The 16,253-nt window shown below is 31.0% G+C and carries 12 protein-coding genes; 11 read left to right on the forward strand and 1 reads right to left on the reverse strand.

The window, feature by feature from the left end:
* Positions 1-4 precede the first annotated feature (4 nt).
* The 11 genes from aspS (at position 5) to RR561_RS02685 (ending at position 15,106) form a co-directional block, all read left to right on the forward strand.
* Positions 5-1,798, forward strand: a complete 1,794-nt coding sequence (gene aspS, locus RR561_RS02635) for an aspartate--tRNA ligase (protein WP_332505878.1) — start codon at positions 5-7, stop codon at positions 1,796-1,798.
* 56 nt (positions 1,799-1,854) lie between these two features.
* On the forward strand, positions 1,855-2,313 hold the full coding sequence (locus tag RR561_RS02640) for a SoxR reducing system RseC family protein (protein ID WP_332505879.1): 459 nt from the start codon (positions 1,855-1,857) through the stop codon (positions 2,311-2,313).
* Between the two features lie 37 nt (positions 2,314-2,350).
* Positions 2,351-3,322: a phosphate acetyltransferase gene (gene pta, locus RR561_RS02645; protein ID WP_332505880.1), complete on the forward strand. Its 972-nt coding sequence runs from the start codon at positions 2,351-2,353 to the stop codon at positions 3,320-3,322.
* A 318-nt stretch (positions 3,323-3,640) separates the two neighbouring features.
* Positions 3,641-4,849 (forward strand): CDP-glycerol glycerophosphotransferase family protein, encoded by a 1,209-nt coding sequence (locus RR561_RS02650; RefSeq protein WP_332505881.1) that lies wholly within the window; start codon positions 3,641-3,643, stop codon positions 4,847-4,849.
* 81 nt (positions 4,850-4,930) lie between these two features.
* Positions 4,931-6,235: a UDP-glucose dehydrogenase family protein gene (locus tag RR561_RS02655; protein ID WP_332505882.1), complete on the forward strand. Its 1,305-nt coding sequence runs from the start codon at positions 4,931-4,933 to the stop codon at positions 6,233-6,235.
* A gap of 22 nt (positions 6,236-6,257) precedes the next feature.
* Positions 6,258-7,415, forward strand: a complete 1,158-nt coding sequence (locus RR561_RS02660; RefSeq protein ID WP_332505883.1) for a glycosyltransferase — start codon at positions 6,258-6,260, stop codon at positions 7,413-7,415.
* A gap of 2 nt (positions 7,416-7,417) precedes the next feature.
* Entirely contained in the window at positions 7,418-8,626 is a 1,209-nt protein-coding gene (locus RR561_RS02665) for a nucleotide sugar dehydrogenase (RefSeq protein ID WP_332505884.1), read from the forward strand.
* Positions 8,627-8,731: 105 nt separating this feature from the next.
* Positions 8,732-9,832, forward strand: coding sequence for a non-hydrolyzing UDP-N-acetylglucosamine 2-epimerase (wecB, locus tag RR561_RS02670; RefSeq protein WP_332505885.1), 1,101 nt, complete (start codon positions 8,732-8,734; stop codon positions 9,830-9,832).
* Positions 9,833-11,041: a glycosyltransferase gene (locus tag RR561_RS02675; RefSeq protein WP_332505886.1), complete on the forward strand. Its 1,209-nt coding sequence runs from the start codon at positions 9,833-9,835 to the stop codon at positions 11,039-11,041.
* A complete protein-coding gene (murJ, locus tag RR561_RS02680) occupies positions 11,031-12,593 on the forward strand; it encodes a murein biosynthesis integral membrane protein MurJ (RefSeq protein ID WP_332505887.1) in 1,563 nt (520 codons plus the stop codon). Before RR561_RS02675 ends, murJ begins: the two co-directional genes overlap by 11 nt.
* A gap of 8 nt (positions 12,594-12,601) precedes the next feature.
* On the forward strand, positions 12,602-15,106 hold the full coding sequence (locus RR561_RS02685) for a cell wall-binding repeat-containing protein (protein ID WP_332505888.1): 2,505 nt from the start codon (positions 12,602-12,604) through the stop codon (positions 15,104-15,106).
* A gap of 65 nt (positions 15,107-15,171) precedes the next feature.
* Here the strand turns inward: RR561_RS02685 and RR561_RS02690 are convergent, their stop codons facing one another.
* Positions 15,172-16,134, reverse strand: coding sequence for an Abi family protein (locus RR561_RS02690; protein ID WP_332505889.1), 963 nt, complete (start codon positions 16,132-16,134; stop codon positions 15,172-15,174).
* Positions 16,135-16,253 lie beyond the last annotated feature (119 nt).

Consider the following 16,253-nt stretch of genomic DNA (forward strand, 5'->3'; position numbering starts at 1 on the left):
TTAATTGGATAATTTAAAGGGATTTAAGAGAACTTGTTACGCAGGAGAATTAAGATCTTCTGATATCGGAAAAGAAGTAATAATAATGGGTTGGGTCCAGAAAAAAAGAAATCTTGGTGGACTAGTATTCGTTGACTTAAGAGATAGAGGCGGAATATCACAGGTTGTATTTGATACTGATGTGAGCAAGGAAGCCTTTGAGAAGGCAGAAAAGCTAGGAAGTGAATACGTAATAGCCGTAAGAGGTAAAGTATATGAAAGACAATCTAAAAACCCAAATATTCCTACAGGAGATATTGAAATATTCGCTGAAGAACTAAGAGTATTAAACGAATCTCAGACACCACCAATATATATAAAAGATGATGATGATGTAAGTGAAGCGTTAAGACTTAAATATAGATATTTAGATCTTAGAAAGCCTAAGATGCAAAGAAATTTGATGCTAAGACATAAGGTAGCCAATGTAGTAAGAAACTATTTATCAGATAATAACTTCTGTGAAATAGAGACACCTTTCTTAGTGAAGCCAACTCCAGAAGGTGCTAGAGATTATTTAGTACCATCTAGAGTAAACCCAGGAAGATTTTACGCACTTCCACAGTCTCCTCAGCTATACAAGCAGTTACTAATGGTTAGTGGAATGGATAGATACTTCCAGATAGTAAAATGTTTTAGAGATGAAGACCTTAGAGCGGATAGACAGCCAGAGTTTACTCAAATAGATTGTGAGATGTCTTTTGTTGAAGAAGAAGATGTTATGACAATGATGGAAGGTATGCTAAAGAAGATATTTAAAGAAGTAATGGACAAAGATATAAATATACCTTTCCCAAGAATGACATATGCAGAAGCTATGAGTAGATATGGCTCAGACAAACCAGATACTAGATACGGACTAGAATTTGTCAATATTACTGATACAGTTGCAAATTGTGGATTCAAGGTATTTTCAGGATGTGCCAAAGAGGGATATTCTGTAAGAGGTATCAATGTTGAAGGTGGAGCAGATGAATTTACTAGAAAGGGAATAACTCATCTAGAAGATCATGCAAAGACTTATAAGGCAAAGGGACTTGCTTGGATGAAGGTAACTGATGAAGGTGTTACTTCACCAATAGCAAAATTCTTTAATGAAGAAGAGTTAGATTCTATAATGAAGGCAATGAATGCCAAGGTTGGAGATTTACTTTTATTTGTAGCCGATAAGAATTCTGTAGTACTTGATGCTCTAGGACAGGTGAGAATAGCAGTAGCTAATAAATTGAATTTAGCTGACAAAAATCAGTTCAATATGCTTTGGGTAACTGAATTTCCAATATTTGAAGAAGATGAAGAAAATGGAAGATTCTCAGCAATGCACCATCCATTCACTTCTCCACTTGATGAAGATGTAGATGATCTAGAGAGTGGTGATAAGCTAAAGTTAAGAGCAAAGGCTTATGATATAGTAATGAATGGGTACGAAGTGGGTGGAGGATCAATAAGAATATCAGATTCAGATATCCAACAGAGGATGTTTAGAGCATTAGGTTTCACAGATGAAGAAGCTTACAGCAAATTTGGATTCTTGATTGATGCATTTAAGTTTGGTACACCACCACATGGAGGACTAGCCTTTGGTCTAGATAGACTTGTTATGCTTCTTGCAGGAGCTGATAACATTAGAGAGGTAATTGCTTTCCCTAAGAATCAAAATGCAGTTTGTCCGATGACAAATGCACCTTCAGTAGCAGAGGACGAACAATTAGAAGAACTAAGCATAAAGATAGATATAAACGAAGATATAAAAGAGTAGTTTATATAGATCTATTTGCTTTGTAGCTATAATTATTTTAGAAAAAGAGGTTGCAAATGGATCAGAGAGGATACGTTGTAGACGTTGTAGACGATAGAACCGCTAAATTTAAGATGCAAAGGCAGTCAGCTTGTGCAAAGTGTGGAAAATGCTTTGGATCAAAGAGTAGTGAGTCACAAGATATTATCGTTGAAGTAGATAATGAATTAGGTGCTAAGGTAGGAGATTACGTTGAAGTGAGTATGGAGCACGTAAACGTTATGAAAGCTATTGGTATAGCATATGGAATACCATTGATTGGACTATTGATAGGAACAATAGGATCATATTATATTTTACAAAATGTAGTAAGTGGATCTAGACTAGAATTTTATAGTATAGGTATAGGACTATTATTTACTGCATTTGCATATTTAGGAATAAAGCTTAAAGATGCGTCTATTAGAAATAGTAGGAAGTATATGCCTACAATAACACGCATTATGATAGATTTAAGTACACAAAAAGTTAAATAACTATTTGATGTGCTAAATAAAAATTTGGAGGAAAAACATGGAATTAATTGATAGCTTAAAAGCTCAAATCGAAGGTAAAAACGTAAGAATCGTATTACCAGAAGGAACAGAACCTAGAATAATAGAGGCTGCTTCTAGACTACACAAGGAAGGGGTAGTAGTACCAGTACTAGTTGGTAGTGTTGATGCTGTTAAGACTGTTGCTAAAGAAAAGAATATAGATTTGAATGGCGTTGAAATAATTGACCCAGCAAACTATGATGAATTTGATGCTATGGTAGCTGCTTTTGTAGAAAGAAGAAAAGGTAAGGTTACAGAAGAAGATGCTAGAAAGAAACTTTTAGACGAAAATTATTTTGGAACTATGCTTACATATATGGGTAAGGTAGATGGTATGGTAAGTGGTGCAGTTCACTCAACAGGTGACACTGTAAGACCAGCTCTACAGATAATAAAGACTAAGCCAGGCGTATCTAGAACAAGTGGTGCCTTTGTAATGATAAAGGAAGACACTAAGTATATATTTGGTGATTGTGCTATAAATATAGAACTAGATGCTGAAGGTCTTGCTGGCGTGGCTGTAGAAAGTGCAAAGACAGCTAAGATGTTTGGAATAGATCCAAAGGTAGCAATGTTAAGTTTCTCAACTAAGGGATCAGCTAAGCACGATCTTGCAACTAAGGTTGAAGAAGCTACTAAGTTAGCTCATGAATTAGATCCAGAATTAGCTTTAGATGGTGAATTGCAGTTTGATGCTGCAATGGTAGAATCAGTTGGACAGCAGAAGGCTCCAGGATCTAAGGTAGCAGGTAATGCAAATGTATTTATATTCCCATCTCTAGAAGCTGGTAATATAGGTTATAAGATTGCTCAGAGATTAGGTGGATTTGAAGCTTTAGGCCCAATACTTCAGGGATTAAATAAGCCAATAACTGATCTATCAAGAGGATGTAATGCTGAAGATGTTTATAAGTTAAGTATAATTACTGCTTGTCAGAGCGTTATGTAATTTAATATTCAAACAGTACCCCTAGGGGTACTGTTTTTTTATATAAAGTTTTATTTGGATAAGTAATGATCAGTGAGGATAAGTAGATATTGGATTTCATACGTTATAAAACGGCTTTTATTTGGTCTAATGAAGTATTTTAAAATATCAATTTAGAGTTAAAAAATAACTGTAAGGATAAGGAAGAAAAAAGAAGTAAGTACTTACACATTCCAAAATCGGCTCAAAATAGTAGTTAATTTATGTTATAATATAAGAGGTTAACTTATAAAGACCGTTAGTTAAAATATTTTTAGAAATAGGATAGGTTAGATATTTATGGGGATTAAGAATAAATTAGAAAAAATTACTAGATTGGCGAAACAATCAATCAATATGATATACTATAATTTTAAAGCAAAAGCTTATAAGAATGATTCTAAGTACAGAGATTTATGGATAATATCTGAAAGAGGTACAGAGGCAAAAGATAATGGCTTTTGTTTTTTTGAATATCTTTGTAAGAATCATCCAGAAATAAATGCTAGATATGTGATAGATAAAAAAGCAGCTGGAGAAGACTACAAAAAACTTCTTCCGTATGAAGATAGAGTGATAGCTTATGGTGGAAGTGAGCATAAGATAGCATATATTTTAGCTAGCCATGCAATATCATCTCATGCGGGATTTTTAGAGCCTTGGAGCTATAGATTATACAAACTTTTGCTTGATAGAAAAGATAAAAAAATATTTATTTTTTTACAACATGGTGTGATACTTCATGATTTGAGTGAGTTCGTATCAAAAGAAAAAATAAAAGCAGATTTATTTATAACTACCACAAAAAGGGAATTTGAATCAATATCCTCAGATAGATATGGATATAATGAAGGAGAAGTTGTTCAAACAGGAATTGCAAGGTATGATAAACTCAATGAATTTGAATTGAAAAATGAAATACTTATAATGCCTACATGGAGAGAAGGTATAATTACTCCATCATATAAAAAGAGCGACAAAAAAGATATTGATTTATTTGTAAATAGTGAGTATTTTAAAAGATTTAACTCTCTGATAAATAATAAGCGTTTAGAGTTAGCTTTGAAAAAAAATAATATAAAGTTGATTTTTTATCCTCATTATGAAATACAGCCATATTTGGAATGTTTTAAACAGATAAATAGTGAATTAATATTGGCATCAAAAGAAAAATATGATGTTCAGGGGCTTTTAAAGAGTTCAAAAGCTTTAGTTACGGATTTTTCTTCTATACAATTTGATTTTGCTTATATGAGAAAACCGCAAGTATACTATCAATTTGACTCCATAGAGGAGCATTATAAAATGGGCTATTTCGAATACGACCGTGATGGATTTGGTCCAGTGTATGATAAAGAGGAAGAAGTCGTTGATTATTTAATAGAATTAATGGAAAACAACTTTGAAATAGAGGAAAAATATCTGGAAAGAATTAATAAAGATTTTAATATTAGGGACTCACATAATTGTGATAGAATATTTGATGAAATAATGAAGATAAAAAAATAGAGCTGTTAAATTGAAAATATTTCAAATGGAAGAAAAGCTTCAATTTAAATAGTAGAAAATAAAAAGGAAAGAGGAATTTATATGAAAATTGCTATTGCTGGAACAGGATATGTTGGCCTAGTGACTGGCGTATGTTTAGCACATAAGGGTATTCACAATGTGATTTGTGTTGATGTTGATGAGAATAGGATAGAAAAATTAAAAAATGGAGAATCTCCTATATATGAGAAAGATTTAGAGGATTTATTGAAAGAAAATCTTGAAAATGAAAATATTGAGTTTACAACAGATAGCAAACTGGCCTATAAAGATGCAGACGTAATATTTATAGCTGTTGGTACTCCTGAAAGATCAGATGGATCAGCCAATCTAGAATATATCAAGCAAGTGGCACGTCAGATAGCAAATTTTGCCCAGAAGGATTGCTTAGTGGTAATTAAATCAACAGTTCCTGTTGGTACCAATGAAGAAATTGAAAATTATATAAAAACACATATAAAAAATGATATATGGATAGAGTTGGCATCAAATCCTGAGTTTTTAGCACAGGGAACTGCTGTTAGAGATACCCTATATGCCTCAAGAATAGTAATTGGTGCTGAAAGTCATAGGGCAGGAGAAATACTTGAAAAGGTATATGAAAATTTTGATTCACCAAAAGTAATTACAAATAGAAATTCTGCAGAAATGATTAAGTATGCTTCAAATGATTTTTTGGCACTAAAAATATCGTATATGAGTGATATAGCAAATCTGTGCGAAATAGTAGGTGCAAATGTCGAAGATGTGGCTCATGGAATGAGCTTTGATGATAGAATTGGATCTAAATTTTTAAGAGCAGGTATAGGTTACGGAGGTTCTTGTTTTCCAAAGGACACAAAAGCACTACATTGGCTATCGAATTCAAATGGTTATGAACTTAAAACTATAAGTGCGGCAATAGAAGTAAATGAAGCGCAAAAGTTAAAATTAATTAGAAAAGCGGCTCAGGATATGGATAACTTTGATGGCTTAAAGGTGGCCGTTTTGGGTGTAACATATAAGCCAGGAACAGATGATTTAAGAGAGGCACCATCAATTGTAAATATAAACAATTTACTTGAAAGAAACGCCTCTGTATATGCATATGATCCAGTTGGATTAGATAATGCAAGAAAAATTTATGATGATAAAATAAACTATTGTGACACAATAAATCAAGCCCTAAAAGATGCGGATATATGTTTTATAATGACTGAATGGGAAGAAATTAAATCGATTGAACCTGAATCTTTTGTAGAACTAATGAATGATCCACTTGTGTATGATGGAAGAAACTGTTATGACCCAAAGGTTATGGCAGATAATAATATTACTTATTATTCAATAGGTAGAGCAAGTTACTAAAAATTGAAAGAGGAAATATATAATGAATGTATTAATAATAAGAAATGCTGAAGCAAGCACAAATGCAAATATTCGTAGAGTGGTTTCGGCTCTTTTATCTGCAGGTCATAAACCAATTATTTTGTCTAGGGCAAGAACTTGCCAAGAAGATGAGCCTGTCTATATGAAAAAAGACATTATTGTAGATGACGTTAGAGTAGATAATTTTGAACTTCAGTTAAAGGGAAAAACGGAAAAAGGTCTAAAAAATATTACAACAGTATATACATATATAAAAACAGTAACAAGATGGATGATGGAGAATATAGATAGTTTTGAGGCTATACATGCATTTGATTTGGACAGTGGTTTGGCTGCTCATAAACTTGTTGGAAAAAAATACTTTGTCTATCACATAGCAGATTTTTATGCAGATAGTAGAGCGAAGATACCTAAGGCATTGAAAGATATGATAAAAAAGATGGAATTTGATATTATAAAAAGTGCTGATCATACAATAATATGCACAGATGAAAGAAAAAAACAAATAGAGGGTTCTAAGCCTAAGAAGTTAAGCGTTGTTTATAATTCTCCTAGTATAGATAAAAATATGGAAGAAAGCATAAATAGTGGTTTGGATAAAAAAGCAAGTGATATGAAAAAATTAAAGCTCTCTTATATAGGGATGCTTTCAAAGAGAAGATTTATCGATACTGCTCTAGAAGTAATATCAGAGTTTGATGATGTGGAATTAACCCTTGCTGGAAGTGGTGACTTGCTAGATATGAGCAAGGAATATGCAGAAAAATATGATAATATACATTATATTGGCAAAATTCCTTATGAAAAAACTTTTGATATATATAAAGAGTGTAATCTTATGTTTGCTATATATAATCCAAATATAAATAATCATAGATATTCCGCAGCCAATAAAATATATGAAGCGATGCTTTTAAATAAAGCAATTGTTGTGGCAAAGAACACATCTATGGATGAAATAGTAGACAAACATGACATTGGATTTAGTATTGATTATTCAAAGGAAAGTTTCCGTGAACTTATAAATAAATTGAGAAATAATTTAAATATATTAGATGAAAAATCTGGTAATATGAAGGGTGTATATGAAGACTATTCTTGGGAAAAAATGAAACAAAGACTAGTTGATATATATGCTGAATTAGGAGATGAAAATTAAATATGGTAAATGTGGTTGGTCTAGGCTATATAGGTCTCCCTACATCTTTGATGCTTGCTGCACACGGAATAGAAGTTGTAGGAACTGATGTAAATATAGACATAGTAAAAAAATTGAGAAACAAAGAAATAACATTCAAAGAAGAAGGATTAGAAGAACTTCTTGATAGGGCAATTGATAAAGGAATAGTTTTTAGTGATGAATATCAGGTCGTTGACTACTATATAGTGGCAGTTCCTACACCATATGACTCACTTACAAAGCGAGTAGATACCGTGTATCTTAAACAAGCGGTAGAATCGGTGGTAAAGGTATGTAATAATGATGCTACGATAATAGTAGAGTCCACTGTATCACCTGGAACGATAGATAGAGTAGTGAGGCCAATAGTAGAGTCTAGTCATAAAAAATGTAACATAGTACATGCTCCTGAAAGAATACTTCCAGGAAATATGGTATACGAACTCCAGAATAACTCTAGAACTATTGGTGCAGATTCAGAGAAAGTTGCAAAAAGAGTAAAAAAAATATATGAATCTTTCTGTAAAGGTGAAATAGTAATTACTGACATAAGAACAGCAGAAATGACAAAAGTAGTCGAAAATACATATAGGGATATTAATATAGCCTTTGCGAATGAACTTGCAAAGATTTGCAGATATGATGATATGGATGTTTATGAAATAATAAAAATAGCAAATAGACACCCAAGAGTAAATATATTAAGCCCAGGCCCAGGTGTAGGTGGACATTGTATATCAGTAGATCCATGGTTTTTGGTGGGAGATTATCCAAAGTTTTCGCAATTAATATCTACTGCAAGACATATAAATGATTCTATGCCGATATATGTTATAGATAGAATCAAAGAAATTATGGATAAAAATAATATAGATTCCTTTTCTGATGTAGGTCTATATGGCTTGACTTATAAGCCAAATGTAGATGATACAAGAGAATCACCAACTATTCAATTATTGAATCAGTTGGATGAAAAAGATAGAGATGAAATAAAAAAGTATGACCCTATGATAGAAAAGAAAATGTATAAAAATCAATTAAACAATTTACAAGACTTTGTAGATAGTGTAAAGCTTGTAGTGATAATGGTTGATCATAGTGAAATACTTAATTCGGAAAAACTATTAAATGATAAAATAATACTAGATACCAAAAATGTAATAAAAAATTTACCAACATACAAGTTATAAATATTTTAATTATTATAAGTTGTAATCTAAACACCAAATAAAATTGTGTTATAGTTGGTAGAGGATTTGATTTTATATTCTGGTGTCAAAATGTGAGGTAAATACATGAAAAAGATAATGTTGGTCTTTGGAACCAGACCTGAAGCAATAAAGATGGCTCCTTTAATAAAAGAATTAGAAAAACGTGAAAACATAAAAACTTTGGTATGTGTTACAGCTCAACATAGGGAGATGTTAGATCAAGTACTAGATATATTTAATATAGTTCCTGATTATGACTTAGATATTATGAAGGAATCTCAGACTTTGAGCTATATTACAAGCAGTATATTGAATAAAATAGATAAGATAATGAAAAAGGAATCACCAGATGTAGTAGTTGTACACGGAGATACAACCACTACTTTTGCAACGTCTCTAGCAGCTTTTTATAATAAAATAAAAATAGCACATGTTGAGGCGGGTCTTAGAACATACAATAAGTATTCTCCGTATCCAGAAGAAATAAATAGACAGATGGTAGGTTTAATTTCTGACTATAACTTTGCTCCAACAAAACTAACAGCGAATAATCTAATTGAGGAAGGTAAAGATAAAGGTTCAATATTTATAACGGGAAATACGGCTATAGATACACTGGCCTATACCATAGATGAGGATTATTATGATGAAAATATAGAGTGGGTAGGAGATAGTAGGTTAATACTTCTTACAGTTCATAGACGTGAAAATATTGGAAAAGCAATGGAAGATATATTTGAGGCTGTAAGAAAAGTTTTGGAAAAATTTGAAGATATAAAGGTAATTTATCCTCTACATAAAAATCCAGAAGTTAGAAAATACGCAAAAAAATATTTTGCAGATCTGGATAGAGTTAAATTGATAGAACCTTTAGATGTAGTAAAATTCCATAATTTGATAAATAAATCCTATTTAGTAATGACGGATAGTGGCGGTATTCAAGAAGAGGCTCCAGCACTTGGAAAGCCAGTATTGGTACTAAGAAATGAAACCGAAAGAAAAGAGGGTGTAGAGTCTGGTACTCTAAGACTTCTAGGAACAGATAAAGAAAATATTTTTAAGAATACATGTGAAATTTTAGAAAATGAAAAAATTTATCAAAAAATATCAAGCTCTAAGAATCCTTATGGAGACGGTAGAGCAAGTGAAAAGATAGCTGATATTTTGCAAAGAGAGGATATCTAGATGAATATATTATATTTAGTAAATATGAATGAAAATAATATAAAGGGTCTCTTTACAGCTAATCATGAAAAGATAATGGCTATCCAAAGTTTACTAGGTAAAAATGATACTTTAAATATGTATTCTGTTCAATTTTATGATGTAGGTGTAGGAAAAATTCTTAAAAAAATAAAAGGTAAGAAGTTGTTTGTAAACAACGGAGAATCTTTTGAGAGAGATGGAGTAGTCTATAGAAAAGAGTACTTAAAAGTAAATATAAGAAATAGAATGATAGAAAAACAAGATGATGATTATGAAAAATATAAAGAGTTTATAGAAAAGCATGAAAAAGAAATATTAAATTGTGATGCAGTGGTTGCTATGTGGGGCTATCCTCATGGTAGGCTTGCATATCATATTGGAAAAAAATATAATAAACCATACTTTGTTCAGTATTATGGAAGTGATATACACACTAATCCATATAGAAATGAAAATGTTAAAAAAAAGGTTGTAGAGATACTGAATAATGCAAGTAATAATTTTTTTGTGAGTGAGAAATTAAAAGAAAGTGCAAATGGTTTAGGTTGGAATAAGAATAACTGGTCTTTAACAAAAAATGGAGTTAATTTTAAAAAATTCTATCAAATAGATAAGAAAGAAAAAGAAGAATTGAAAAATGAATTATCTATTAAAGATGAAATAGTAATTGGATATGTAGGGAGTCTTACAGAAGTAAAAAGATCAGATGCTTTAATTGATATATACTCTAAAGTAGATGAAAAAAGAAAATGTAAATATATCTTTGTTGGAGACGGCGATATGAGGTCTCAAGTGGAAGAAGATGCGAAAAAAAATAATTTAGATACTATTTTTACAGGAAATGTAGATATTTCTGATGTAAATAGATATATGAATTTGATGGATATTATGGTACTTCCTAGCAGAAGAGAAGGATTTGGTAGTGTAATTGTAGAGGCAAATTCATTAGGAGTACTAGCTATTGGATCAGATGCTGGAGGTATTCCTGAAGTAATAGGTAATGACAGATATATAGTCAAAGAAGGGGAAAACTTCGAACAAAGATATGCTGATACAATAATTGAATCTATTGACTCTGGATGGAGTAAGGAAGAATTAATAGATAGAACAAGAAAAGAGTATGATTGGAAAAATATAGCTAGAGACGACTTAGATATAATCAGGAGAGTAATTAAACATGAAGAGTAAAAAAATGGTAAAAAATGTAGTCCTTCTTATGGCTTTAACATTAATATCAAAATTTATTGGTTTTTTTAGAGAAATAGTAATGGGCTATTGCTATGGTGCATCTATGCATAGTGATGCTTATTTTACAGCATACGATATACCAAAGGTGCTTTTTTCTTTAATTGCTACAGCTATTGCGACTACCTTTATACCACTTTATTACAAATCAAAGGAAGAAAAAGGCGAACAAGGTGCAATAGATTTCACCAATAATATTATAAGTATAACTTTGTTGTTTGGTATTGTAATATCTGTGTTTGCCTTTATATTTATGGAAAAACTGGTAAATATATTTGCAATAGGTTTTAAAGGGGACATTCTTCACGAAACTGTATTCTTTGCAAGAGTGATGCTACTTGGCTATATTTTTTCAGGTCTAAGTAGTATTATGAGTGCCTACCTTCAAAGTAATGAAGAATTCTTTATACCAGGAATCATTGGTATTCCATATAATTTAATAGTTATAACATCGATGATTGTTAGTGCTTATACAAAAAATATTTATATATTACCTATAGGAGCTTCTTTGGGCTTGATGTCTCAATACTTGGTACAAATACCTAAGTCTGTAAAGCTGGGTTATAGGCCAAGATTAAAGATAGATTTTAGAGATAAATATATAAAAGAAATGTTGATATTGGTACTACCTGTATTAATTTCAGTATCAGTTACCCAAATCAATACGGTCGTGGATAGAACTTTGGCATCCACTCTTGTGGTAGGAAGTATGTCATCTTTAAACTATTCCAATAAATTGATGGGATTTTTTATTGGTCTGTTTATTACAACAATTAGTATAGTAATATATCCACAGCTATCTGAGCTATCTACCAAATCGAATAAAGATGAGTTCAATGAACTTATAAAAAAATCGATTAATATAGTATTTATTTTGATGATGCCCATAACTTTTGGATGTATAATGCTAGCAGAACCTATAGTATCAGTTTTATTTATGAGAGGCGCGTTTGATGCTCAGGCGGTAGAACTTACTACAAATGCCTTGATGTTTTATTCTGTAGGTATGATTGGTCTTGCAGTTAGAACGGTAATTACAAAAATTTATTACTCTATAGGGGATACTAAAACTCCAATGATCAATTCAACTTTGGCTGTGTTAATAAATATAGTTTTGAGTTTGATATTAATAAAACCTATGCAAAATGGAGGTTTGGCATTTGCAACAAGTATTTCTTATATTATTAGTATGACTATGCTTTTGGTGAAGCTAAAAGGAAAAGTTGGAGATTATGGTATATCAGAAGTTAGGAAGACAATAATCAAGACTACGCTAGCTTCTGCAATTATGGCATTAGTAATTAAATTAGAATATAGCCTAATATTTGATATGGTAGGAAATGGTAAATTACAGGATCTGATATGCTTAATTATAGCAGTTGCAACGGGTATTGTTGTATACTTTGTTTCTGCAAACATTTTTAAAATACCAGAAATAAAATATGTTGTATCTGAAATTAAAAATATAAAAACAAAAATAAAGAAAAAACATTAGGGGGGCATATGAATAAAAAAACAAGTATTTTATTATGCTCTGTTCTTCTGTCTAGCAATTTGATGCTATCTACATCATCAGCAGAAACTAACGTAGATCAAGAATCTAAGAGTGAGATGGAAGTAAGAGATAGTTTAGATCCAGAATCAATAAAAACTTATAATAAAACAATGAATACTAATTTTAATACAATAACTGGAAAAGATAGGTATGAAACTTCAGTAAACATATCAAAAAAGACATTTGAATCTTCAAGGTATGCGATAATAGTAAACGGAGAAAAATATCCAGACTCCATAAGCTCGATACCAGTGGCAGCTAAGCTCGAAGCTCCTATAATTTTGACAAGGGGTGTAGAATTAGAAAAAGAGATAAGCGAAGAAATAAAAAGGCTTGGAGTAGAAAATGTATATATAATCGGAGGTATTAACTCCGTATCAAATAAAGTAGAAAAAGAATTAAAGGATGAAAAAATAGAGGTTACTAGATATAGTGGGCAGAATAGATATGATACAAATAGAGAAGTAGTTGATAAAATATTTGATGAAGAATTTGATAGGTGTGTGTTTGCTAGTGGTGAAAATTTTGCAGACTCAATATCTATAGGTAGCTACGTTTATAAAGAAAGACTTCCAATACTTTTAATATCTGATTGTAAAGAAAAAAATGATTTTAAATATATTGAAGGCAAAAATATTAGGGAGTCACTTGTTATAGGTGGAGAAAAAGCAGTATCTAAGGAGGACTTCAATAAACTAGAAAATCCAAGAAGATACAGTGGAATAAATAGATATGAAACATCTGAAATAGTTAATAGAACATTCTTTAAAGAAAAATCTACCCTAACAATGACTACAGGAGACAATTTTGCTGATGCTTTATCAGGTGTACCTTATGCCGATAAAAATAATTCCAATCTTGTATTGTATAATAGAAATCCAAAAACATATCCAGCAACTGAATCATATGAAACAATTAATGTTGTAGGAGGATCTTTGGCAAAGAAAATTAAAAAAGTTGTTCAAGGTAAAATAGTATACAATGATGACTATATCAAATATGCGGATTTGTTACTTGAAAATAAAATAGCAAAAGATGCTAATATAAACGATTTTTTTGTGTTTGATGGAGATTTTAAGAAGGCTTCTAGTGAAAATCGTACAGATCAAAGAAGGATATATGGATTTTTCTTTTTAAACGATTTGTCAAATGCTTATAATGATACTGGCAAGAGAGAGTACATAAGAAAGGGAATTGAGTATATAAAGGCATTTGAAAGTCAAAATAAATTTGATCTGTCAAGTATGATGTGGCATGATGAAACAGTTGGAAGAAGGCTCAACTATTATCTTAATTTTTATAAATCGGGATATAATGTTATGAGCGCGAGTGAATTGGATTTACTTAAAAAGGCTATGGCTGATATGGCTAATAGGATTGCATACACAAACTTTTGGGCTGGAATCAATAATCACGGAATGTTTCAAGATTTAGCGATTTTATGTTATGCAGATGAGTTTGGAAATAAAGATATGTATAGATTGGCAGCTAGAAGGCTAGAAACCTACTTTGAAGAGTGTTTTGATAAGGATGGAGTCCATCTTGAAAATTCACCAGAGTATCATTTTGTTATTTTGGGCGAATTAAAACATGTTATAGATAATGTGGACAAGAATGCTTTTAAAGATTATAATCATCTATACCAAACATACAAAAACTCCGAAGCTTTTTCTAGAGCAATTATTCTACCAAATGGATACCTACCTAATATTGGTGATACAAAAACAGAAAAAATTAATTTAAATGATTACTATGCAGGGGATCCAAATAATGAGAAAATCTATGGAAGAAGTACTTTTTATGATGCAGGTTATGATATAGTTAAAAACAGTGAATCATATTTATTATTTAGAGCAGGATATAAAAATGATGTTCATCACCACAATGATGATTTATCAATATGGCTGTATAAAAATGGTAATATAATTACAGAAGTAGGTTCCTTTGGATATGAATATTCAAATCCATATGCAGATTATTCTACCTCATTTGAGGCTCATAATAATTTGGTAGTGGATGGAAAAAATGTGGCTAAGGGAAGAGATGTAATATTACAACAAGCTCCTAGTAGCAATACTATGAAGGGATCAAGCAAGAGGATACAAAAGGTTAAATTTGAAAGACAGCTCGATTATAATGATAATCTTACAAACGTTAAAATTACCGATAAAATAGAGTCTCTTGATAAAAAAGAACACAAATATGAACTAAGATTTCACTTAGATCCAGAAATAAGAGCGGAAATAGTAACAAATTCTGATGGTGAAAAATTGGTACAATTGTATAGAAGAAATACATCGATAGGACAGATAAAGGTAAATACAGGTGATATATCGGTGATAAAAGATGTTTATTTTCCATATTACTATGCTCAACCAGAAGCAACTGATGTGGTCCATATAGAATTAAATGCAAAAGATGCAAATATAGAAACAAATATAGAATTAAAGTAAAAATAAATTTTAAAAATTAAAAAGCTTAAAAACAAAAAAACTCCTAGGCGATCGCCTAGGAGTTTTTATCGTCTTAAATTTTGAATGAATATTTGAAAATCTGAAATGGACTGTGCATTTTTAAAACCATATCTTCTAGCTATATGATCGCTATTATTTATAAGTTTTTTTATTGGATTGCATATGCTATCAAATGAATTATTAGGGTTGATTTCATGTGCCAGATAAAGTACGATACAGATTACAAGAGCAATTCTATTTGTAGATGAGTTGTCCTTAAATAAAAACATAAATTCTTTCCATTCTTCCCTAACAACAGGCATTGTTTTTATTTTTAAATCAATCCCATTTTTATTATGAGCGCATATATTTCTTATTATTTTTATTAAATTCATCCATGTTACCAACTCATTTTTTGTGCAGCGATAATGGTTGGAAATTTCTTTTAAGTTAGCTGTAGACATACAGTCCAAGAGCTTGATCACTTCTCCAAAAGAAATTATATCTACCATTATCCATACAGTGGGATATTCACCTTCTATTTTATAATGTTCAAATTCTGACTTTTTTACCCTTTTTACGGAATTGTGTAATGTATATTTAAATTGTTTTTCAATAAGTTTAATTGTTTTTTTATTATACAACTCTCTATTAGACCAAGATGAGAAGTTGAGATAGCCCATAGCTCCATAGCGAGCACTTAGGGTGTGTGCAATCTGTGTTTTGATGGAAACTTCAATATCCTCTATAAAATGGAGAAGAGACAGTCTAAAATCTTTATCTTGATTATATCTAAAAACAACTTCATTAAAAGAAATATTACTATATCTCATCTTTAAAAGCTTATTGCTTGTTTCTGATAAAGTTGCAAATGGATATGTGAATTCCTTAAGTTTATAATATCCTATATCCTGTAAAATATTTGCAGCTTTTTTTCTATCTTCAACATACATGCCTCTATCAATGAGCAAATCTATTTGTTCCTCAAAAGTAAGGTGTTTCTCATATTCTTTGTAATTTTTGGCCATAATGTAATCCTCAAATTCTTTTGAAATTAAGATTATAAAAAATAAAAAGTTTTTTAATAATCCTTTGCATAAAAAAACCTCCACATCAGAACGTATCTGTAATTTGGTGGAGGTATCGA

The sequence above is a fragment of the Peptostreptococcus sp. genome, assembly GCF_036639115.1.
In the GTDB taxonomy this organism is placed as follows: Bacteria; Bacillota; Clostridia; order Peptostreptococcales; family Peptostreptococcaceae; genus Peptostreptococcus.

Excerpts from the sequence above, each read along its gene's own strand:
- pta (WP_332505880.1), top strand. The coding sequence starts at position 2,351 with ATGGAATTAATTGATAGCTTAAAAGCTCAAATCGAAGGTAAAAACGTA.
- wecB (WP_332505885.1), top strand. The coding sequence starts at position 8,732 with ATGAAAAAGATAATGTTGGTCTTTGGAACCAGACCTGAAGCAATAAAG.
- RR561_RS02655 (WP_332505882.1), top strand. The coding sequence starts at position 4,931 with ATGAAAATTGCTATTGCTGGAACAGGATATGTTGGCCTAGTGACTGGC.
- RR561_RS02660 (WP_332505883.1), top strand. The coding sequence starts at position 6,258 with ATGAATGTATTAATAATAAGAAATGCTGAAGCAAGCACAAATGCAAAT.
- RR561_RS02690 (WP_332505889.1), bottom strand. The coding sequence starts at position 16,134 with ATGGCCAAAAATTACAAAGAATATGAGAAACACCTTACTTTTGAGGAA.
- RR561_RS02640 (WP_332505879.1), top strand. The coding sequence starts at position 1,855 with ATGGATCAGAGAGGATACGTTGTAGACGTTGTAGACGATAGAACCGCT.
- RR561_RS02675 (WP_332505886.1), top strand. The coding sequence starts at position 9,833 with ATGAATATATTATATTTAGTAAATATGAATGAAAATAATATAAAGGGT.
- RR561_RS02665 (WP_332505884.1), top strand. The coding sequence starts at position 7,418 with ATGGTAAATGTGGTTGGTCTAGGCTATATAGGTCTCCCTACATCTTTG.
- murJ (WP_332505887.1), top strand. The coding sequence starts at position 11,031 with ATGAAGAGTAAAAAAATGGTAAAAAATGTAGTCCTTCTTATGGCTTTA.
- RR561_RS02650 (WP_332505881.1), top strand. The coding sequence starts at position 3,641 with ATGGGGATTAAGAATAAATTAGAAAAAATTACTAGATTGGCGAAACAA.
- RR561_RS02685 (WP_332505888.1), top strand. The coding sequence starts at position 12,602 with ATGAATAAAAAAACAAGTATTTTATTATGCTCTGTTCTTCTGTCTAGC.